Annotated in this window: 19 protein-coding genes; 5 read left to right on the plus strand and 14 right to left on the minus strand. The window is 47.5% G+C overall.

The window, feature by feature from the left end; all coding sequences use genetic code 11:
* The first annotated feature begins 52 nt into the window (after window positions 1–52).
* A complete protein-coding gene (hemH, locus tag AC0KUT_RS20190; protein WP_488832377.1) occupies window positions 53–1,084 on the plus strand; it encodes a ferrochelatase in 1,032 nt (343 codons plus the stop codon).
* A 33-nt stretch (window positions 1,085–1,117) separates the two neighbouring features.
* A complete protein-coding gene (locus tag AC0KUT_RS20195; RefSeq protein WP_488832379.1) occupies window positions 1,118–1,558 on the plus strand; it encodes a GNAT family N-acetyltransferase in 441 nt (146 codons plus the stop codon).
* Between the two features lie 41 nt (window positions 1,559–1,599).
* Here AC0KUT_RS20195 and AC0KUT_RS20200 read toward each other — a convergent pair whose 3' ends face one another.
* The 4 genes from AC0KUT_RS20200 to tsaA form a co-directional block, all read right to left on the minus strand.
* Window positions 1,600–2,283: a hypothetical protein gene (locus AC0KUT_RS20200; protein ID WP_488832381.1), complete on the minus strand. Its 684-nt coding sequence runs from the start codon at window positions 2,281–2,283 to the stop codon at window positions 1,600–1,602.
* Between the two features lie 103 nt (window positions 2,284–2,386).
* Window positions 2,387–3,106, minus strand: coding sequence for a DUF4197 domain-containing protein (locus AC0KUT_RS20205; protein ID WP_488832383.1), 720 nt, complete (start codon window positions 3,104–3,106; stop codon window positions 2,387–2,389).
* Between the two features lie 304 nt (window positions 3,107–3,410).
* Complete coding sequence (locus AC0KUT_RS20210) at window positions 3,411–4,280, minus strand: hypothetical protein (RefSeq protein WP_488832386.1); 870 nt, start codon at window positions 4,278–4,280, stop codon at window positions 3,411–3,413.
* A gap of 113 nt (window positions 4,281–4,393) precedes the next feature.
* Window positions 4,394–5,113: a tRNA (N6-threonylcarbamoyladenosine(37)-N6)-methyltransferase TrmO gene (gene tsaA / locus AC0KUT_RS20215; RefSeq protein ID WP_488832387.1), complete on the minus strand. Its 720-nt coding sequence runs from the start codon at window positions 5,111–5,113 to the stop codon at window positions 4,394–4,396.
* A 313-nt stretch (window positions 5,114–5,426) separates the two neighbouring features.
* On the opposite strand from tsaA, the gene AC0KUT_RS20220 reads away from it, so the two are divergent.
* Together AC0KUT_RS20220 and AC0KUT_RS20225 are read left to right on the plus strand one after the other, a co-directional pair.
* Window positions 5,427–6,380 carry a choice-of-anchor A family protein gene (locus AC0KUT_RS20220; RefSeq protein ID WP_488832389.1) on the plus strand — a complete coding sequence of 318 codons (954 nt, stop codon included), beginning with the start codon at window positions 5,427–5,429 and terminating at the stop codon, window positions 6,378–6,380.
* 441 nt (window positions 6,381–6,821) lie between these two features.
* A complete protein-coding gene (locus AC0KUT_RS20225; RefSeq protein WP_488835797.1) occupies window positions 6,822–9,401 on the plus strand; it encodes a glycoside hydrolase family 3 protein in 2,580 nt (859 codons plus the stop codon).
* Between the two features lie 162 nt (window positions 9,402–9,563).
* Here the strand turns inward: AC0KUT_RS20225 and serA are convergent, their stop codons facing one another.
* The 4 genes from serA to AC0KUT_RS20245 form a co-directional block, all read right to left on the minus strand.
* Entirely contained in the window at window positions 9,564–10,793 is a 1,230-nt protein-coding gene (serA, locus tag AC0KUT_RS20230; protein ID WP_488832390.1) for a phosphoglycerate dehydrogenase, read from the minus strand.
* Window positions 10,794–11,113: 320 nt separating this feature from the next.
* The gene (locus AC0KUT_RS20235) at window positions 11,114–11,920 is read right to left on the minus strand and encodes a sulfite exporter TauE/SafE family protein (RefSeq protein ID WP_488832392.1); all 807 of its coding nucleotides are present in this window, start codon (window positions 11,918–11,920) and stop codon (window positions 11,114–11,116) included.
* Window positions 11,921–12,040: 120 nt separating this feature from the next.
* Window positions 12,041–15,001 carry a bifunctional diguanylate cyclase/phosphodiesterase gene (locus AC0KUT_RS20240; RefSeq protein ID WP_488832394.1) on the minus strand — a complete coding sequence of 987 codons (2,961 nt, stop codon included), beginning with the start codon at window positions 14,999–15,001 and terminating at the stop codon, window positions 12,041–12,043.
* 313 nt (window positions 15,002–15,314) lie between these two features.
* Window positions 15,315–15,986, minus strand: coding sequence for a pseudouridine synthase (locus AC0KUT_RS20245; protein ID WP_488832396.1), 672 nt, complete (start codon window positions 15,984–15,986; stop codon window positions 15,315–15,317).
* Between the two features lie 148 nt (window positions 15,987–16,134).
* Between AC0KUT_RS20245 and AC0KUT_RS20250 the strand changes: the two genes are divergently transcribed.
* A complete protein-coding gene (locus AC0KUT_RS20250) occupies window positions 16,135–16,539 on the plus strand; it encodes an MmcQ/YjbR family DNA-binding protein (RefSeq protein ID WP_488832397.1) in 405 nt (134 codons plus the stop codon).
* Between the two features lie 150 nt (window positions 16,540–16,689).
* Here the strand turns inward: AC0KUT_RS20250 and AC0KUT_RS20255 are convergent, their stop codons facing one another.
* The 6 genes from AC0KUT_RS20255 to AC0KUT_RS20280 form a co-directional block, all read right to left on the minus strand.
* Window positions 16,690–17,880: a tetratricopeptide repeat protein gene (locus AC0KUT_RS20255; RefSeq protein WP_488832399.1), complete on the minus strand. Its 1,191-nt coding sequence runs from the start codon at window positions 17,878–17,880 to the stop codon at window positions 16,690–16,692.
* A gap of 258 nt (window positions 17,881–18,138) precedes the next feature.
* Window positions 18,139–18,945 (minus strand): PRC-barrel domain-containing protein, encoded by an 807-nt coding sequence (locus AC0KUT_RS20260; protein ID WP_488832401.1) that lies wholly within the window; start codon window positions 18,943–18,945, stop codon window positions 18,139–18,141.
* A 180-nt stretch (window positions 18,946–19,125) separates the two neighbouring features.
* Window positions 19,126–19,449: a chaperone modulator CbpM gene (locus AC0KUT_RS20265; RefSeq protein ID WP_488832403.1), complete on the minus strand. Its 324-nt coding sequence runs from the start codon at window positions 19,447–19,449 to the stop codon at window positions 19,126–19,128.
* A gap of 1 nt (window position 19,450) precedes the next feature.
* Window positions 19,451–20,404, minus strand: coding sequence for a DnaJ C-terminal domain-containing protein (locus AC0KUT_RS20270; protein ID WP_488832405.1), 954 nt, complete (start codon window positions 20,402–20,404; stop codon window positions 19,451–19,453).
* Window positions 20,405–20,708: 304 nt separating this feature from the next.
* Entirely contained in the window at window positions 20,709–21,533 is an 825-nt protein-coding gene (locus AC0KUT_RS20275; RefSeq protein WP_488832407.1) for a DUF4824 family protein, read from the minus strand.
* Window positions 21,526–22,644 (minus strand): DUF2157 domain-containing protein, encoded by a 1,119-nt coding sequence (locus tag AC0KUT_RS20280; RefSeq protein ID WP_488832408.1) that lies wholly within the window; start codon window positions 22,642–22,644, stop codon window positions 21,526–21,528. Before AC0KUT_RS20280 ends, AC0KUT_RS20275 begins: the two co-directional genes overlap by 8 nt.
* Window positions 22,645–22,680: the final 36 nt, after the last annotated feature.

Below are 22,680 nucleotides of genomic sequence, written 5' to 3' on the forward strand. Positions count from 1 at the left end.
TTATACTGCATGAGCAGGTATGTTGTGGCGATTCTTGTAAGGGTATTTAGCCATGTCTCAGTTTCGCGCACTCAATTACGATATAGATCCGGTATTTCACGCCGCCAATAAGCCCCAGCCGAAAATTGGTGTGCTGCTGATTAACTTAGGCACACCTGATGCACCCACCCCTAAAGCATTGCGGCGCTACCTCGGCGAGTTTTTATCCGATACCCGCGTAATCGAAATTCCCATGCTGGTATGGAAATGTATTTTGCACGGTATTATTTTGCGCCGCCGCCCAGCAAAATCCGCCAAACTCTATCAAAGTGTGTGGACCAGCGAAGGTTCGCCGCTACTGGCGATTGGTCGCCAGCAAGAAGCGGCAATACAAACACAACTGGGCGATGCCTTCAGCGTAAAGTTAGGCATGCGCTATGGCAATCCCAGCATCGCTAACGCCCTGCGCGAATTTCAAGCTGCCGGGGTGCGCAAAATTATTGTACTGCCACTCTATCCACAGTACGCCGCGCCTACTACCGGTTCGAGTTTTGATGCAGTTGCCAAAGAGCTCAGCCAATGGCGCTGGGTGCCAGAATTACATTTCATCAATAATTATTGCGATGATGCGCTCTATATTGACGCGCTTGCAAATTCAGTGCGCGAGCATATTGCAAGCAACGGCAAACCACAGAAAATTGTTTTTTCTTATCACGGAACACCTAAGCGCAATCTAGAGTTAGGCGATCCCTATTACTGCCTCTGTATCAAAACCACGCGTCTGGTTGCAGAAAAGCTCGGGCTCGATAAAGACGACTATCTCACCAGCTTTCAATCACGCTTTGGTTATGCAGAGTGGTTAAAACCTTACACCGATGCGATCTTGACCGAATTGCCAACACAGGGCGTAAAAAATATCGCCATTCTTTCCCCCGCCTTTAGTGCCGACTGTTTAGAAACCTTGGAAGAATTGGCGGTAGAAAATCGCCATACCTTTATGGAAGCGGGCGGAGAGCGCTACGACTATATTGCTGCGCTGAATGATCGCCCCGATCACATACATGCGTTGAGTGAGTTGATTCGTCGACGCGCGCAATTGGTTTGAATTAACGGCCGAGGTTAAGGAGGGAGCAGTAGGGTGATTGAAGGCTATAAAATAAGTTCGCAAAAAACGGATATGGATATAACCGTTATTCACCGTTACCTTGCATCGTCCTATTGGGCTAAAGACATTCCACTCGCTACTCTCACAAACGCTATTGAAAACTCGCTGTGCTTTGGTGTTTTCACCCAAGCGGGTGCGCAGGTTGGCTTTGCCCGTGTTATTTCTGATTTTGCGACTTTCGGCTATCTGTCAGATGTGTTTATTCTTGAGGAACATCGCGGCCAAGGACTAAGCAAATGGTTGATGAGGGAATTGTTTTCGCACCCGCAGCTACAGGGCTTTCGTCGTTTTAGCTTAGTGACGAAAGACGCGCATGAATTGTATACACGCTTTGGTTTTAGCGCGCTCGCCAGCCCTGAGGGTTATATGGAACATTGGCTGCCTGATATATATCAAACAGCCCAACTTGATTAACACACGCCTTCATTATCACTGAATCTAGGTGCTAGCGCTTTCTAAGCCCCTCGCTCCGACTTATTTAGTACCGCCAAAATTAATACCCAAAAACACAACACCAAATTAAACAAGGGTATTTGCAAATCCTCCGGCATGGAATAAACAATAGATACTGCGGGTATCCATACCAACCAATTGGATAGCACAACTGTAGGCAGGGTAGTGAATAAAAAATGACGATTGAGCGCACGCCAGGTCGCAGAAAAACTATAGCCATGCTCCATCCATAAGTAACTAAGGGTGATGCTGGGAGCAGCCCAAAGTGCGCTGTAAATAAATTGATCCACGGCCACCTTTGCCGCTAAGGTCGACACATCATGCCCGGTGCCAAACCAAACGGATTGCCAACGATAAAAATAATCGACTTCCATACCTTTTAATCCCCAAAACACACTGTAAAAAATTAATAGTCCGAGGGGATTGCGTGCGTGCGCTAAGCGTTTGCTGCGCCATAAATAAATAAAAGGAATGCAGCCACCAAATAAGGCCGTAGCGAGAAACGAATAGCCAAAGCCATAATGATTTTTTTGCGCGCTAAACCATCCGTAAAATGGTTGAACGCTGGGGACAAAAAAATAGATTAACAAAATTGCGCAGGCAAACACCTGCAAAATTAATCCGGGCCAGAGGTTTTGGCGCAATGCGGCGAGTATGTGGGCGCCTATACTCTGGGTATTAGTCATGTTAAACATTCTCGTACGTAAAAGGTCGGCGCTAATCCCTTAGCAAAAGAGGAATCGGTAAAAAACTATTAACTACTGAGTGCAAAAATGTTTCTAGACATTTTTATTTATGATTAAACACACTGCCAATTAACTGACTGCCGCGACCTATAGGGTCTTTGCGAATCAGTTGTTCCTGCAAACCCACTTCTTTAAACAAACCATTCAAACTTTGATCGAGCACTTGTTGCTCTAAATCTAAATTAGGTTTATTGGCAAGCGGTAATTGGTTGTAGGTATTGAGCAGCGATTTGTATTGGGTGTAAAAACCAATTTTTTGCAGATTATCTTGAATTATCGGCAAATAGCGTTGACGTAGATTCGCTTCCGTTTGTGCGCGGAAATAATCAGTTGCGGCGGTGTTGCCACCGCGCACTATGCCAAGCGCATCGGTCACACTCATATTGCGTACGGCGGTGATGAATACATCTTTTGCTTCTACCGCTGCCTTCTCTGCGCCTTGGTTCATCAAGGCTTCAACTTTATCTATCTGACTACCCATACCGACCTGACGTAACTTACTGGCGATAGGTTGAAAATTTTCGGGTAATGCGATGCGATAGAGTGGATTATTACTGTAACCACCCGCAGCCGATAGCGAGGTGGCCGCGCGCCCACTGCTCAACTCCAATGCCTCTTTTAATGCGCGTACCAGTGTCGCCTGATTGTTATAACCTGCAGCACCGGCCACATCGGCACTGGTTTGCATAATTTCAGGAATGGTTGCATTACAAGCTGCGAGGCTCAAGGGCAAGGCTAAAAGGCAAATCTTCAAGGTTTTCATAGGGAGAAATATCCATTGCGAATAATGTAGTGGGATTTTAGAGGAAACTGCCCGAGAAAACTCAATTTCTTCCAATAGCCTTGGTATTAGGCCGAGACGATTGAGTAAATAGGTAGGGTGCTCACAACACTATGAGCATGCTATGCCGCCTTGGTTCAGCGTTTTTCGATAGATGTTGCATCAGCAACTTTAATTTTATCGCTACAGAGATATCGCGAATTGCAAGATTCCAATCCCAAAAAGAAGAAGCGCAACATTGTGCACTTCCCTTTTTGTATTTGAATGCGCTTTTACTTACAGCTGGTTACTGTTTTTGCGGCAGAATAAATTCGGCAAAGAATTGCGCAACAGTATCTAGCTGATTAAAACCAAAAATCCACGTTGCCTCAACAGTATCGGAAAAATCAAAGCCACCCACCGCAATGCTGCGATTGTCGTAACCACCTTTGCCATTGGTTGCTAAGGCTAGGCGCTGCGCCTCTAACCAGAGGTCACCTAGTTGTGGGTGCGCAAGCAGCGCGTGCCATTCAGCATTGTCATCTGTTTTGAAGCCAGGGGTGCCATTACCTTGAGCATTGCCATCGGGTATTTTGCTGTAGTCAGCGTACTCGCGCACATAAAGCAATTTGGCAGGCGTCGCGTACTGTTCATTCCATTGACTGTGCTGAACCAAATGAACGCGACTTTTGGTGTCGATTGAAGGCAGCTGCGTACGAATTTGCGCGAGCAGATCAGCGCTGAAATCAGATTGCCCAGCCTCCTGAATCCACAGGTCGCCACCTGCATTGAGGGTCTTAATTGCCTGGATGCGCGCCGCTGCTAAGCTGCCATCCCAATCGGCATGAGCATTTTTCCAGCGGGTGTTAAATGCCAGCTCAAACAACTTAGGTGCATCTATAAACACACCTTCCTGATTGCCATAGGCGCCGGCGATGGCGAGGTAATTAACCTGAGCAAAACGCGGGTCGGCGAGCATGGTGCCCAATGCCGCCACAGCCAATACATCGTCTGGGTCGGGTTTACTGTCAAAATTAGCGAGGAGCATATCGCGTGCGGGATTAAACATGCCCAATAAAGGCGGCTCTGTTTTGGTTGAGGTACAACCAAAAGCCGTGCACAAAAATAACAGAAACAAAACGGGGACCAGCGATCGGCTTACAAAAGAGGTTTTCATAGGGCTTAGGTACCTAGCTAAAGTGATGGTAGATTGCGCCAAAAGGTTCTGTTGACTATAAGTCAAAAACCAGTTTCTACCAGCAGCTTTACCTATGTTTTCTATGGCATCGTTTACATCTCATCCAAGACGATTTCACAGACGAAAATTTGCCATTCACCATCAAGTCGACCATAACGCCAGCGCAATTCTAGGTCTAAAAGCTTCATGCCATAGACACGCTCGGGGTCGGGCTGCTGGTATTGCGGGCGCGGGTCCTGCTGTAACACTTGCACGATTAACTGCGCCAACGGGGTGCCTGTACGCAGCTTATAGTCGGCGCAAAACGCCTGCCACTCAGGTACGAGCTGCACCCCCATGAGCACGGGCGCTTGGGGCGCAAAGTCATTGCGCGCGTGAGGCAGCGCATCCACGTAGGGTACATAGGGTTTGATATCTAAGATCGGCGTGCCATCCAATAAATCTACTCCACTCAAACCCACCCAGAGCTTTCCTTCACGCTGCTGGATACCAGTGAATTGCACCACTGATAAGCCTATAGGCGCGGGACGGGTAGGCGATCGGGTAGCGAATACGCCAAGGCTTTTGTTGCCACCCAAACGCGGCGGCTTTACTTTGGGTTTCCATTCAACTCGGCGATTGGCATGAAATACGAACTGCACCCACAGATGGCTACAACCCTCTAAGCCATCAAAAGCAGCGGGATCATCGTAGGGCGGCAGCATTTCTATTTCGGCACAAGCCAAGGGGGCCAAACCCGGCTGGCGCGGAATGCCAAATTTTTCTTTAAAACAGGAGTGCACTATGCCTATGGCAGGGAAGCGAAAATCCATGGGAATGGCTCATTAATTACGAAGGCGCAAGGCTAGCAGCCTGAGGCTTTTTTTTCTCGCTCAATCTACCTTTTGGGGGTATCGCACAAAATAACTGAAGGCTAGACCCCAGAATGATCATAGTAATTTTTGAAGCTAAACCGAATGCTGTTAGCTTCATTACGAATAAGTGTCGGCTAAATTGACACTTTCTTGTGACGCAAGTCTCATTAGGTTTTGCTTGTCCTTGATTCCATTGATTAACTTATCGATGGCCTGATTCGTGCTTAAACCCAGCTACTAATATTTCTATCATCCTATAAAAGGCATTTTTATGAACTTCACGTCCAAGACCCTCGCTGCTCTCACCCTGAGCATGGTGTCTGCTGTTGCCAGCGCCACGCCGCTGAGTGACTACAATCTAATACTCTTCGGCGATTTGGCTGCTGTAGGTAATGTACACGTTGATGGTCGCGCTTTCATTGGCGGCAACTTCACCAATGGTACTGATTTTGCCAATCACCTTGACGCCTCTTACAACACCCAAGACACCTTAGAAGTGGGCGGCAACATTAATATTACCAACCTAAGTGTTAGCAAGGGCTACCTTGCACACGGCGGCACCATTACCGGCAATGTAAATTGCAACGGTGCGGGCCTAAGCGGCGGCGCCTGTGTGCGCACCGCAACAGGTTTAGATGCCAAGGCAGCTGATCTTTACACTCAACTGAAAAGCGAGTCTGATTACTATGCAGGCTTGGTCGATTCTTTGGGCAGCGGCCTGTCGGGCGACAATAACAACAAATCGTTTGTTTACACCGGTGCAGCAACTGATTTAGCGGTATTCAGCATCAGTGCTGCCGATTTGTTTGCGGTTGGCGGCTGGAATATTGCGTTGGGTAATGCCCAAAATGCGGTAATCAACGTTACCGGTAGCCTCGTTAATCAGGCTGGCAAAAGTATGAATATGAATATTAATCAGTCACTGTTTGACAATATTTTGTGGAACTTCAATCAAGCTACCAATATCAACTTCCTCAATCAATGGAATGGTTCGGTATTAGCGGTGGATGCAGAGATAGATACGCGCAACAACTTCAACGGTTCCGTTGCAGCTCAGCGCTATGTTGGCAGTGGTGAATTCCACTTGGGTAACCCCAGCTATCACTGGACTTACACGCCGCCTACACCACCAACGCCACCAACAAAAGTACCTGAGCCTTCGCTGTTAATTTTGTTGCTGACCGGTTTAGGTCTGCTGAGTTTAGGCCGCCTACGTCGTCGCTAAGTTGAACTAGTTGCGCTAAAAAAACCGAGCATTGCTCGGTTTTTTTATGGAGCGCCAATCCCCATTACGGCGCCCGCACTACGACTCAACAATATTCGCGCTGCCACCACCTAAGCCAAACTTTACGGTAAAACGCTTAAATACCTGCCAATTGCGCTGCAAAATCTACAAAAATCCCACTTGGCTGCTATGGTTAAAGCCACAGCTGTGAAGAAAATATGAGTCGCTGCAGCTAATGCAAAAAATCAGCAAATTTATGATACCGACGGCTATCACTGCATCGAACCCTATTAATAAGTGCAAATACAGGGCCCTTTGCTGTTATCAACTTCTTATATTCTTTATGATCGACACTTTTCTTGTTGCGCTCGCACTTAGCAAGCCGCTGAGCGAGCGCCGCAGTAACGCGAACACTTTTTACAGGTTAACAATATGAATTACATGACCTCCAAGCTGATCTTAGGCAGTGCCCTTGTGGCACTGGCTAGTCTCTCCGCGTGCGACTCTGCAAAAAAGGAAGCACCTGTGGCAGCCACCCCCCAAACCCCCACTGTTGAGGCGACAAAGGTACAATGGCCGGCGATTAAAAGCGCCATAGCCAAAGACCCTGCAGTAGAAGCACGTATTGCAGATTTGCTCGGGCGCATGACCCTAGAAGAAAAAATCGGTCAGCTAATTCAGCCGGAAATCAAAAGTGTTACACCTGCAGACATTAAGGAATACCACATAGGCTCGGTGTTAAACGGCGGTGGCAGCACGCCTGACAACAACAAGTATGCAAGCCTAGAAGACTGGGTAAAGCTGGCGGATAGCTTTTATAAGGCATCAGTCGACACCTCCAATGGCCGTATCGGCATTCCTATTATGTGGGGTACGGATGCGGTACACGGTTTAGGCAATGTCGTAGGTGCAACGCTGTTCCCTCATAACATCGCCTTGGGCGCCGCCAACAACCCCGAATTACTTAAGCAAATTGGCTGGGTTACCGCGCGTGAAATTGCCGCCACCGGTTTAGATTGGGACTTCTCGCCGACCGTTGCTGTCGCGCGCGATGACCGCTGGGGTCGCGCCTATGAAGCTTGGTCGGAAGACCCCGAAATTGTTGGTGCCTATGCAGGCAAGATGATTGAAGGCCTGCAGGGTGTAGGTGGCAGCGATGATGTGTTTTCCCAAGAACATGTTATCGCCACCACTAAACACTTTATCGGCGATGGCGGAACCTTAAACGGTGTTGATCGCGGGCCGACGCAAGGCGATGAAGCCTTTCTACGCGACATTCATGGCGCTGGCTACTTCAGTGGTATTGGCGCGGGCGTACAGGCAGTGATGGCGTCTTTCACCAGTTTTGACGGCACCCGTATGCACGGCCACAAACACTTGCTTACCGATGTGCTCAAAGGCCAAATGGGTTTTGATGGCCTCGTTGTTGGCGACTGGAGCGGCCACGGCTTTATCCCCGGTTGCACCGCACTCAATTGCCCCGATGCACTACTCGCAGGCTTGGATATCTATATGGTGCCCGAACCCGACTGGAAAGAACTCTGGCAAAACCTGTTAGAGCAAACCAAGTCCGGCGTGATCCCTATGAGCCGTTTAGACGATGCGGTGAGCCGTATATTGCGCGTGAAAATTCGCGCCGGCCTATTTGAAAAAGGCGCTCCCTCTACCCGCCTGCTCGCCGCTAAAGCCGGTGTATTGGGCGCGCCAGAGCATCGCGCGGTAGCCCGTCAAGCCGTGCGTGAATCACTGGTAATGCTGAAAAACAAAAATGGCCTACTACCCCTTAACCCCAACCAAACTGTCTTGGTCACAGGCGATGGCGCTGACAATATCGGCAAACAAGCAGGCGGATGGTCTGTGACTTGGCAGGGTACTGGCAATGTCAATTCCGACTTCCCCGGCGCCACCTCTGTGTATGACGGCATAAACCAAGTGGTAAATCGCGCGGGTGGCAAGACCATTTTAAGTGTTGATGGCAACGTCGCGGGCAAACCCGATGTCGCCATTGTGGTCTTCGGTGAAGATCCCTATGCAGAAATGCAGGGCGATGTGGGCAATCTCGCTTATAAGCCACGGGATAACAGCGATCTCGAACTGCTCAAAAAACTCCGCGCGCAAGGCATCCCCGTGGTATCCCTGTTCATTACCGGTCGCCCCTTATGGATCAATAAAGAGCTAAACGCCTCTGACGCTTTCGTCACCATTTGGCAGCCAGGTACTGAGGGCGGCGGCGTGGCCGACGTTATTTTCCAAAAGGCAGAAGGTGGTATCAACTACGACATGAAAGGCCGCCTGAGCTTTTCATGGCCGAAAACACCCGACCAAACGCCGCTCAACCGTGGCGACAAAAACTATGATCCGCTCTTCGCCTATGGCTTTGGCTTAAGCTACAGCGATAAAGACACCCTCGGTGATGACTTGTCAGAAGAGGGCGTGAAGCTGGCAGAAGCACAGGATTTACTCGAACTCTTCAACCGTCGCCCTATGTCCCCTTGGGAGCTGGAAGTTATTGGCTACGAAAATGACCGCCTGCCTATGACCGGCAACACTGTTAAAGCATCATCCATCACCATGCAAGCCGTGGATCGCGCCGTGCAAGAAGATGCGCGTCAGGTTACCTGGAATGGTGCAGGCAGCGGCCAAGTGGCGCTGGCAACCGGTGAGCGCCAAGACTTTATCAACTACCTGAAAGCTGATTCAGCCTTGGTCTTTGATATTAAGGTCAATGCCGCACCCAGCAAGACAAGCTTTTTACGCTTAGGCTGTGGCTCCTACTGTGCCTCTGATATTGACCTAACCGCAAAACTCACTAGCTTGGCAGATCAAGGCTGGCAAACTCTCACCATCCCCCTATCGTGCTTCCCCACGTCGGGCGCTAACTTTGGTGTGCAACAACCCGCTTCTGAGTTCTTCACGCAAGTATTGCAGCCTTTCTCCATCATCACCGATGGCACCCTCAACCTGACCTTTGCAGATGTTCGTATTGTGAAGGGCGCAGGTGCAGGCGCAACTTGTAACTAACTACTCTGATCTGCACCCCACATTACCCCAAGGTAATGTGGGGCATAAAAAAATCCCCCAGTGCCTAGGCTCTGGGGGATTTTTTTTGGGGGCTCGAAGGACAGCTGTTTTATAAATACTAAAACAAAACTCTACTGCGACTAAAACAAAGCCCTACAGCGACTAAAACAAAACCCTACAACGAATTGTCCCTTCAATATTCTTCAGTTGCTCTAAAGCGACTTCGTCGTAAGGGGAGTTGATATCCACTACCACATAACCCACTTTCTCATTGGTTTGCAGGTATTGCGAGGCGATGTTTATATGGTTGTCGGAGAAGATTTTGTTGATCTTCGACAATACACCGGGAACATTAGCGTGAACGTGCAGTAAACGGTGTGCATCTGGGTGACCAGGTAAAGCCACCTCAGGGAAGTTAACCGAGCTGGTGGTAGTGCCGTTGTCAGAATACTTAATTAACTTCTCGGCTACTTCCAAACCTATGTTGGCTTGCGCTTCCATCGTAGAACCACCGATATGCGGTGTGAGTATGACGTTATCCAAGCCGCGCAGCGGGCTGATAAACTCTTCGCCGTTGGCTTTTGGCTCTTCGGGGAATACGTCAATCGCTGCACCAGCCAAGGCGCCCGATTTAATCGCATCGGCCAAGGCATCAATCTCCACCACGGTACCGCGCGAGGCATTAATTAAAATAGCACCGGGTTTCATCAGGCCAATTTCACGGGCGCCAATCATCATTTGGGTAGATTGGTTTTCCGGCACATGCAAGCTGATGATGTCCGAGCTAGCCAATAGATCGTCCAGTGCGCGCACTTGGTTGGCGTTGCCCAACGGCAATTTGGTGATCACATCAAAAAACTGCACTTTCATACCGAGAGATTCAGCCAATACACTGGTTTGGCTACCAATCGAACCGTAACCGATCAAACCAAGTGTTTTGCCGCGAATTTCAAACGAACCGTTGGCTGACTTGTCCCAACCGCCGCGATGGCAAACAAAGTTCTTTTGCGGAATATTGCGCAACAGCAGAATCGCCTCAGCGATGACCAGTTCAGCAACTGAGCGAGTATTGGAGTAGGGTGCATTAAACACCGCCACACCGAATTCTTGCGCAGCTTTCAAATCAACCTGATTGGTGCCTATACAAAAACAACCCGCGGCAATCAACTTAGGCGCGTTTTCAAATACGCGGCGAGTCAGCTGGGTGCGCGAGCGCAAGCCAACAAAATGGGCATCTTGAATCTTCTCAATCAGCGCGTCTTCATCCAGTGCCGTTTTAAGATATTCAATATTGCTATAGCCCTGCTCATGAAGGCTATCTACCGCCGATTGGTGCACGCCTTCCAACAACAGAAACTTGATTTTGCTTTTGTCTAACGAGGTCTTGCTCATGGGAACAACTCCTAAAGTGGGGAAACGGGTGCAGCGCGGTCTGGGATCTGGCGTAGGCAGGAAGACCGGAGGTCGCCAATAAGCGGCATTATGCGCGCAGCGACGGGCTAAAAAAGAGGCGCGCACTATATCACAAAGCCGTACTTATGCGGCTTTCAGCGCGGTTTTGTAACAGGAAAATTACACTCAAATTCAAGCGTCAATGACGCACCAACATTAATCACAGCACAAACCGATATAGGTGATACTTCGGTTACTAGGGCTTAATTTCTAGGAAGACATGATGAGTATGAAAGCTGAAAAGGTTAAATAGCCTAGGCTTAAATGGAGAGCACTTTAACCAACATCTGCGCCGCTAAGACTAACAACAGGAATGCAAAACAACGCTGCAGTAACTTCACCGGCAACCGGTGAGCACAGGCCACACCCCAAGGCACGCTGATTAAACTACCCGCGGCAATAGCTACAACTGCAGGCCAATAAATAAAACCTACGCAATGTGCGGGTAAACCCTCTAGCTGCCAACCATTCAATGCGTAGCCTAAAGCACCTGCAAAGGCGATGGGCAGGCCCACTGCAGCCGAGGTGCCAATCGCCTTTGCCATGGGCCTATTACACCAAAGTAAAAACGGCACCGTTAGGGTTCCACCACCTATGGCAACCAGCGCAGAAACACCGCCAATAGCCGCACCCACGCCCGCCAGCACTAAAGGCTGGGGCAAAGGGCGCGCGGCTTTCGGCTTAACCGCAAATAACATTTGCAGCGCAACAAAGGTCATAAAGCACAAAAAGAAGATCGCCAGTGGCAACGCATTTAGATAGGCCGCCAAAAATGTTCCCGCGAGCGTCCCAACAAGTACACCCGGGCTAAATTGTCGCACCACCGGCCAGAGTACCGCAGCGCGCTTATGATGGCCGCGCAAACTCGCATAGGCCGTAGGGACTATGGCCGCCATAGAGGTGCCAAGAGCTAAATGCATCAAGTGTGTATCGGGGAAACCCATAGCGGAGAAGAGTGCGAGTAGCGCTGGCACCATAAGGCCACCACCCCCTATGCCCAACAGCCCAGCAAAAAAACCAATGCCCACACCGAGGATTAAAAACAGCGCTAACCAATATGTATCCATAAACCTTCGCAACGAAACTATGCCAATCAGGCGGGCTATTCTATAGATTTGCGAAGGTGTAATGGCGAGGAGAATCCGCTTCTTTTAACGCGCTGGCTTAATAGCCGCTCGGTAAAAAAGCTAGGCTATAGGCTCCGCTAAGAATTGCGCGTTAAAACTGTCAATGGGTATGGGACGACTAAAATAATAGCCCTGATAATGGTAGCAGCCCTGCTCAGCGAGCCAGTCGCGCTGCTCTAGAGTTTCTACCCCTTCTGCAACGACGGTCAGATCCATACTTTGTGCGAGGCGAATAATCATCACCGCAATAGCCGCGTCATTGGCATCGGTGAGCACCTCATCCACAAACGACTTATCAATTTTAAGTTCGTTGATAGGCAAGCGTTTAAGATAGGAGAGCGACGAGTAACCAGTCCCAAAATCATCGAGCGAAAATTGAATACCGTGCATTTTAAGCGCGCTCATCTTGGTAATAATTTCTTGTTGATCATCCACCAACATGGATTCAGTTAGCTCCAATATTAATCGCTGGGGATTAATACCTGTGCGCTCTATCACCTGCAAGACCTGTGCAACAAAATCTGGATGCTTAAATTGACGCGCACTCACATTCACCGACAACAACCAACTCGCCGAGATAGGATTCTTAGCCCAGGCTAACAATTGCTCACATGCAGTCATCAGAATCCACTCGCCTAAGAGCAAAATAAGCCCCGACTCTTCTGCTAGAGGAATAAATTCTATGGGCGAGACAACACCGCGCTCGGGGTGATGCCAGCGAATAAGCGCCTCGGCCCCCAACACCTTACCCTTATGATTCACCTGCGGCTGGTAAAAAAGTTGGAATTGTTGGCCGTGCAGTGCATCGCGCATTTCACTTTGCAGCGCAAAACGCTGGGCCGTAAGCGCCTGCATGGCAGGGTCAAAAAAGCGCAGCGTATTACGCCCCGAGGCTTTAGCATGATACATGGCTTGGTCTGCCTGCTTTAACAGCTCATCGATATTGCGCTGCTCGTCACTGAATAAACAAATACCGATACTGGGGGTATTAAAATAATCCTGTCCCTCTAAGTGATAGGCGACATTTAATTCCTGCAGAATTTTTTCGCCCACCTGCTGCGCTTGATTGGCCGCCTCCTCGCTGCTTTCACTCAAACCATCCAACACCACCAAAAACTCATCGCCGCCAAGGCGGGCCACTGTGTCTTCACTGCGCACCGATTCACGCAAACGACCCGCAACAGCAATCAGTAACAAGTCACCAATATGATGACCGCGACTATCGTTGAGGGTTTTAAAGTCATCGAGATCAATAAACAGCAGAGCGCCCTTAGTATTCTGCCGCTGGCAACTGGTAATGGATTGCGTCAGCCTATCGCGCAGTAAACTGCGGTTGGGTAATTGCGTCAGTGGGTCAAAAAATGCCAAGCGATTTATGCGTTCCTCATCAGCCTTGCGATCGGTGATATCCGTCAAGGTAGAAACATAGTGGGTAATTTTTTTGCTGTCGTTTTTCACCGCGGTAATAGTCAACCACTCTGGGAAAACTTCTCCGCAGCGGCGACGATTCCAAACCTCACCCTGCCAACTGCCCGTTTTCGTAATCAAATCCCACATATCGCGATAAAATTTCGCATCGTGACGGCCCGACTTTAAAATGCTGGGGCTTTTTCCAACCACGTCTTCTGCCGTAAAACCGGTAATCTCCACAAATGCTTTGTTGACCCGCAAAATAATACCCGCCGGATCGGTAATTAACATGCCCTCGCTCGCTTCAAAGGCAGTGGCGGCTATACGCAAATCCTCTTCAGCTTGGCGGCGCTCGGTTATATCGCGGCTCAACACCACGAAGCGGCTCACTCCGACATCCTCAGTACGCTTGCGCGATACCGACAACTCAAACACTTTGCGTTTGCCTTTTACGCTTACCTCATAAGTAAAACCGTGAGCGGTGCCTTTTTTTTCTGCCTCACGCAGAGCGGCAAACACCGAGTCAGTTGCAGCAGCCGGTAAAAACTCGTAGAACTTACGCCCTAAAAAAGCCTCAGGTAAAACACTCAATAAGTCGGGTTGGTTGGTGTGATAACTGTGAATACATCCCTCACCATCCACATCAAACAACAAATCAGGCATAGCATCCAAGGTGGCCTGCAACTCCGCTTTTGCGCTATTCACCTCATGAGTTTGCAGCGTCACGGCTGCTTCAAGGCGAATTTTGCGGCGCAGTAAATAGATCATCAGTGCACTTTGATAGGCCAATAAAAAACATATCAAAGCGCCGAGGGCAACTTTCCACGCTAAGCCCGTAATGCTCTGCCAACCATTCACGGGTGCCAGGCTGAGTGTCCAAACACCATTGGGCACCTTCATACTTTTTTCGACGGGATTCTGCAAAAACTCTAACGCATGGCTGGCAATAATTTGTTCGGTCTGCGTACTCGGATCAATGCGCCATAATTTATAGGCGAAACCTTGGCTATCCAGCTGCGTTAAGTTCGCGGTTTTAAGCAGTTGAGAAATGCGAATAGTGACATTGGTAAAACCCCAAAAGCGCGGAGCATCCATATCATCGTCAAGAAATACAGGCAGGCGACCCACAACTCCCAAGCCCCCCTGAATAAGTTCTAAAGGCCCAGCAAGGCTCAACTTGCCTGATTCAAGCGCGCGCGTCGCCTCCAACGTTTGCGCACTATTCTGCAGTTGATTAAAACCGAGCGAGCGCTCGTTACCTTCAAGCGGATATACATGGGTAATAATGCCGCCCGGGGACAGGCTTAAATGGGACACACTGGTATAAAACGGCAGGATTTCACGGGCATAGGACTCAAAGTGGTCGGTATTACCCTTTTCAATTCGCAACATGGAGGCCATGCCAAAATTGAGTGCCAAGGCTTGATCCAAGCTATCGCGCACTAAAAACACATGATTTTGTGCAAGATTCTCTGCATCTGCACGCAAAGCCTGCTGCTCCGCTCTATCCATTTTCCAAATGATTGCAAATGCCACCAAAGCTGCTGCCGCAAACACGCCAAACGCCATAAGAGGCGGCCGCCGCAGGAGCAGAAGAAAGTCTTTCGGCATTTCAGGGTTTCCGCAGTCAGCAGGTGAATAAAAAAACGCGCGTACTTAAAATTCCAAGTACTTAGGTTTAACGCTCAAGGTAATAGAATGACTATAGCACTCAGCGACCAGTACACCCGTTCAGAGCCTGTTTAATCGGTACTTTTACCCAATTTAACCGTATTTTTATCCTGTTTTAAGGGCTAATAACGCATAAGAATAAGGCCCCTTAGACATTAACAAAAATTTATGCCCCGTCAGATACACACAGCCGCAAACAACCATCAGCCTTAGCTAAGGTCTCATTTTAAATAGCGCACTCTATTTACATAACTCAAAACGGGCAAGGGCAAGTCGCCATAACACTTTCGCTCGAATGAGGATGCACAAATTCAAGGGTCGCTGCATGCAACATTAAGCGCGGCGCTAGAGCGCAAATTTCGTCAGTGGCATAGATATCACACCCCAAAATAGCGTGGCCCAATTCGCGGCTGTGAATGCGCAATTGATGGGTGCGCCCCGTCAAGGGCGTAAAAATGACTCGCGTTATTTCCAGCGCGCGAGTGCGTTCAATAACCTGATAATGGCTCTGGGATGACTTGCCCGTGGTAAAACAAATTTTTTGCCGTGGAAAGTTTTCTGGGTCTTTGGCGATAGGTAAATCAATCGTGCCGCTATCCTGATGCACCAAACCATGCAAAAGCGCATGATAGGTTTTACGAATAGTAGCCGCTTGAAATTGTTTGGTTAAATGGCCGTTTACGGCCTTATTTAACGCCACCAGCATAATTCCCGACGTGCCAAAATCAAGCCTATGCACTAGGGTCGCCGTAGGGAAATTCTGCACCAAGCGAAAATGTACGGAATCTTTATTCAATGGGTTTTTACCCGAAAGGCTGAGCAGCCCACTGGGTTTATTGATTAACAGCAGATGCTCGTCTTGAAATAGAATTTCTATCTCAGCATGACACGGTGGGGCGATAAAAGTATCTATAATGCCAGACATAGGCGTTCAAGGCTCAGAGTACAACAAGAGTGGCCAAGTGTAATTCATACTTCTCTGCAACACTAAGCTGTTGTCTGCTCGTTAGCTTGTTTAGTCGCTATGCTGCAATATAAAATCGATTCAACATTTTTAACAAGGAACGCTTACGATGAATGATCAACCAGCTCAAAATACCTTTGCCCGCAGCTACTGCGCAAGCCTGCCAGAGGTTGTACTCGACTTTCCTTTCGGTCCAGAAGTAGAAGCCTATAAAGTATGCGAAAAGATGTTTGCTCTTTTTGGTACCAACCGCGCGGGCTGCGGCTCACTCAACCTCAAATGCGATCCCAACGAAGCTCTTATGCTGCGCGACTTATTTCCCGCCATTATCCCCGGCTACCATATGAACAAAAAACATTGGAATACCGTTTTACTCGATGGCACCCTGCCGAATAAAGAGTTAACGCGCATGATCGACAATTCGTATTTGTTGGTGAGCGCGGGCTTAACAGCGGGTAAAAAGCGTGGCTTGCGCTTGCGCAATGCAGAGGCGGAAATTTTTGTGCGTGGCTAAATATTGCATCTATTAGCGTAGCATTTATTTAAGTAACATTTATTAAGTAACATTTATTAAGTAACATTATTTAAGTAGCATCTGTAGCGGCCAAGAGCAGCGGCCACTACAGATTATCGGTCAAAAAACTACAATTTTAAAACATACACCTTATTGCGCGCCCTTATCGAGCATGCGCTGAATCGCATTGTCGTAAACAGTATTTTGCTTTTCTTGCTTTGCGTATTTATATTCGCGCAGCGCATCACTCCACTGACTACCCGCTTCATAAATGCGACCATTGTTATAGTGCGAACTCGCGCGAACTGTCGGTGCACTTGTGCCGCTTGCTAACGCAATTGCCTTACGATTTGCCCACAGCGCCTCAGCCACACGGCCCGCACGCTGAAAGGTCAAACCTAAATTGCTATAAGCCTGTCCATAATTACCATTCAACTCAATAGCCGCTTGAAACAAACGAATCGCCTCATCGTAATTTTTATTACGAAATGCAGTTTCACCTTGGGTGTTTAACGCTTTGGCACGCACTTGACTCTCTGCACCCGAGGTAACCGTGAGTGCAGAACTTGTATCTATAACACCTTGGAACTCTGCCATTTCTAATCTATCGTGGGAGGTGACATTTTTAAGGGTATTAAAATCTTCAAACTCGCCCGCCTCCGTCACGGCAAATATTGTCCACAAATTGCCCACTTTATTCGCAGGTACATAATAAGTCTTAATCAATGTTTGGCCGACATAGACAAACACTTTTGCACCACTGTTAGACAACTTGGTTGAATTCATGCTGCTGCGATTCGAATAATCGTGTACCGCATACACATAGCGCTCGCCATCGTGTTTGCGCTGCACCGTAATAGTTTCTGGCCCATAACTGGTTGTGTCATCCACATCCAATAAAGCGTCAGTACCTTTCATGTTTGAAAAATAGATATGATTGCTGGGAAAGCTCAGATGCGAATCCAAATCAGCGGGTTTTTCGCCCCAGTTAAGAACGATGCGCATACCATCAAGATTCGTCATCACTGAACTGACAGCATAGGTCATGCCCGCACAGGGGCACTTAACAACCAAATTTGAATAGCCTTCTTTTTTAACGATAAGCAGCGCATCGGCTGAATCGGCAAAGCTCGCACTCAATGTAGCTTGGCCTTGCGCATTGGTCTTGGTGGTTACCGACTGCTCGCCATTTTTTTGCAAAATAAGCGTAGCATCAGCTATTTTTTGGTCTTTTACGGTGGCGCTCAAAATTTGAATATGGGTATCCGCCGCAAAGGCCGCCGAGCTAACGCCAAAAGCACAGCATAAACCCAGTAGCCTTATCTTATTCATTGTTTTCATTCCAAACTTCCTTCAATAATTAATTCCAATAACATAGAGCGCAGTAAAACTACTGGCGAAAGCAGTCTACACGCAAGAAAACGCGACTTATAGCGATTTGCGCAGTATTTTATGTGGAATTATTGATTCTTTATTGAACGCTTTTTGAAACGAGTCGAGAGGGAGTAGCCAAAAAATTAAAGGTAAGACTAAGCAGCAAGCGGTGTAATACCGAAGCTGCCATTTTTCGAAAGAATCTTTAATCAGTTTTAATGATGATCATTTAGCAGATTTTAACAATGCGTTTTCCCAATAACCATGGCGACCATAATGGAGGTGCAAGGCTTTTTCCTCTTCTCGTTCAAGCACCTTAGATGCATCGTAATGAGGTGCATTTTGGATTTGTGCCTGCGTCATATCGACATGAACTTTTGATGAGGGCCAACTAACCTCTTTAATCCACTCAGGTGCCACCAACACTGAGTGGCCTAACCACCAATTACTGGTATTAATAATTAAATAGCGAATCGCCCAAGTTTCTGGGTCTATTAACATTCCCTGCAAATGTCCTATCTCACCATCGGTTGCTTCGATATGGTAATTCATCACAGCGATATTACTACGCAGATGATGATCACTGGAACTATTGTGCGGCGCAACATAGGGCACTTCTGCATCGGCAACAATTGTGGATTCCACGATAGACTGATGTTCTGGCGACATCAAATAAGGGCTGGGATAACCACCCCATAGGCCGGTATTACCCCAGTAAAGCGGATAACCGTAGTAGCCTAAATAATCCAGCTCATGTTGGCGCGAAACAGGTTTATGGGTATCTATATTTGGGCTGTCTTTAACCTGAGACTTGGAAATCGCAACCCTCAGCTCACGCTTTGTCCAATCAATATTTTCTATAGCCATAGGCGAGAGCAACACTTTTTTACTCGACAGCCAAGCCCCCGTTTCAACCACCAAATAACGCACTGCCCACTGTTCATCATCGAAATAAAATTCTGTTGTTTCACCAACATTGCCATCAGAAGCATGAATTGCAAAACCTTCTAGCTCTTTCAAATTATGTAGCATATCTATATCTCTCCTAGAAAAATCAAAACGCACAACGTCGATAATGTGCCTTGCATTAAAATAAACAGTAATGCTTATCCCACTCTATTTTTTCTGCTTCTCATTTTGCGAAATAAACAGATTTTAGAAACGCTATAAAGTAATGCCGCCTAGCCTTCCAGCTCAAGTTCACATCAAGACTTAAACCCTAAAAAGGAATCTATCCAACTGATTCTTCAATTGGATGTTTTCACTTTTTAAGCTTTCAATCTCATCTAGCAGACGCAAAACCAGCGCAATATCAGAAAAATCTATTTCCAAATCTCGATAAAGACGTACAGCTTTTTTTGCTTGTATCACACAAGCCACATTGAACTGCCAATGCTGCGGCTCAGAGCCAGTCAATGGCACTACAATATTGTGTTCAATTAGCTCCAACAAAGATTGCTGACTAAGATTGGTCGATAAACTCAGCTCTTCAAAATTCAAATGAAAACTAGGCGAGTGAACTTCTACTAAATGCATCTTAATTACTCCATTCACGGCGCGGATCAAAACTAGCGTTTTCCGCAAGTTGCACCCAAAGCGCCTTACTAGTTTCATCGGCTGTAGGCGGCATAACGATTTTTAATACGGCTATCAAATCCCCGACCCCTTGTTTACCCTGCAAGCCTTTTCCCTTCACACGCAGTCGCTGGCCAGCCTGACTGTTAGCGGGGATAACCAATTGAACTTTACCATTGAGCGTGGGCAATATTATTTTTGTGCCCAAGGCGGCCTCCCAAGGCGCTAGCGGTAAGGTAAGTAATAGGTTGTTCGCATCAATATCAAAAAGAGGATGGGGAATTAAACGAATGGCTAAATACACGTCGCCATTGGAGAGCTTGCCAATGCCCGGTGCTCCTTGGCCCTTAAGGCGAATGCGCTCGCCATCGCTAATGCCTGCAGGAATTTTTACCTTAAGCGATTTTTTTAGTCTTTGTAGCTGACCCTGCTGGTCATAAATGGGGATAACAAATTCGATTTGTTTTGTGGTGTCTAGCAAGGTGTCTTCTAGCATAATCGGCCATTCTATTTCGACATCATCACCTCTTCCTTGATTAACATCTTGCTGGCGAGCTTCGGGGCGATATTGTTGATGATTAGCAGTATCTGAGCCAAAAATGGAATTGAAAAAGTCAGCGAAATTTTGATTGGTCGCATTATCAGGTTGTGCAGAATAACCTGAGTTTGATTGCGCGGCATAGGGATCAAACCCGCGCTTACGCGCTGCACATAAAGCATCATATTCGGCACGCTTTTCAGTGCTGTGTAATACCTCGTAGGCCTGGGCGACTTCTTTAAATTTTTCTTCCGTGTGCGGCAATTTGCTGAGATCAGGGTGATACTTGCGCGCCAGCTTGCGATAAGCTGTTTTAATCGCCTTATCATCGTCTGCTGGTGCTACACCGAGCACAGCATAATAATCAATAAACTCCATTGGGTTATCTCGTATGTATGTGTGAGCTATCTCCTTTGTTAAGTTTAACAATCTGTATTCGCATATCTCTGTGCGTTAGCGAACTTAAGCCGCATCTAAAAATATCTTAGGTGCTCTAGGGGGTAAAACAATCTAGGGACAATAGGTGGGAAGTAGAGAAGTGAAATAGCCATTCCACTTCTCTATAAGCAGCTTCTAGCAGATTACGCACTAACAATCATCCGGTAGCGAGAATTCTTAACCAGACTTACGACATATGCAGGAGAGGTTGCTATTCAGGCTCACAATTTTTATACCTCAGCCTTCAATATTTTTTATCGCTCAACCAAGGTTCATATAAGCGACCGTAACTCAGTGTTACACTAAAGGGCACCTGATTATCGGAGGTTGTGCGCGTAGGGAAACCCGCAGCCATAGCTTTAGGTGCGTGGAGCGAATCCACCAATAATTTGTTGACGATTATTCCCCTCGTTGACTTAGCTGATGCATTACAGCGAGCATAACTGCTGTTGATTTCAGCAGGCAATATAAATAAAACTCTTGACGAATCTACCTTATCGGCGACTGCACGCTTTTGTAGCGCAGACTCTACTAACTCACGCTCTGCTGCTGCATCTACTATAAAAAGTCGTGTCACCTTCTGTGATACCTCAGCAAGGTTTTCTCGAGCCTTGTCGAGCTCATCCTTTTGTTCTTTGGAGGCTGGGGTATCTGCTTTAGCTAATAATTCATCGAGGCTTTGTTGTGCACTGCTGAGTGCAAGTTTATATGCAGACCCATTAAGCTCTAACAGTACCCACCCCAGTTGTTTGTTGTTCCTTTGATCTCCTTCAGTGCAAGCAGGAAACTTAAAACTCGCAAAGTGCGCTTTACTCAAATCTAAATCTCTGTAGTTATTAAAACGCCAACTCCAAATTAATTCGTTTTTTTGTGGTGGTGTAGACCAACGCAAACTAAAACGAAGACTACTATCTTCCTTTGCAAAACCGTAGTTGTAGGGCAATTGTAATTCACGCTCACTTAGCGCAACCTGTGTAACCACTTCCGTGCGGTTGTAATAGACCTTACCCAAAATAAAGCCGTTTACCAACAAAATAAATACCCACGCCATAGCTGTTAATTTACTCATGATCAACCACTCCCTGGGGTTTAGGCATCTCAACAAATCGGGGATCAGCTAAAGCTAACTGCTGCTGTTTGCGCAGGCGATTAAACACCACCATGGCTAAAATCGCCGTAAGCCCAACCACTAAAAAGAATAAATATTTCGGCAACCAGTCCCACCACCAATCAAAGAACTTGGTATATAAAAAAAGTGCAAAAAACACGTTACCCGTCAGCATCAACTTAGCAGTGCCAGTGCGCAACCCATAGACCACCAGTAAGCCACTCGCCACAAAACCAACAACTTGGTAACAGCCCTCAATAACAGTTGATGACCAAGGTAAATAGCTGATTGAGCCCCAATTGGCCAAGATCAACACCGCCACAAAAAATACAATGGAAGCCCAAATTTGATAGAGGCTGGTAAAACCGTGGTAGTCATCTTGTGACACGAATTTGGGTAGGAAAAAGAAAAACACTGCCGTCAGTAAAAAATGTTCAGGGTATTCGCCTAAATAAATCCAGTAGCCGCCCATCCAAGTGCCAAATTGTGCGCCTATAAAGATAAAGCTGCACAACATACCCGCCACCAATAACAAACGCACTTGCAGCATATAGGCCAATAAAAATCCGTAGGCTGCAAACACCGCAAAAGCATTAGGCGAGGGCGTCATATTAAAAATACTGCCCAGCATCACAATATTTAATAACAAACATACAAAAGATAACAAAGCAGCCAACTTAGCGTAGTAGCCCGCCGCATCAAAACGATGCACCCACATCGCCATGCCCAAACTTAACAGCGGTGCCGCAACCAAAATGGCGACCTGCGCAGTAGTCGCAAAATAACCCCAATATTGGTAAAACAAAAAGAACAAACTTGCCGCCAGCGCCGCCGCGCCTAAAAAAGATACTATCTGCATACCGAGAGATAAATGCCGCGCGCCCTCGCTCAAATCTACATCCTGTGTCTGCTGTAAATTGCGCAGCAGCTCCTCGTGATACTGACGGATATTCGCCGCTACAAAATCTGGCAGGCGTAACAAACCCCGCTCCGTTAACAACTGCTGCTCTGCCCGAAACGCCTGCACCTGATCGGCGCGCGCCTGAGCTTGAGTTTTGGTGAGTTTATTCATAGTCATCCTTTGGGTGTGTGGGTTGCGCTCAACAGC

The organism is Cellvibrio sp. 25HG11W-0 (genome assembly GCF_057815475.1).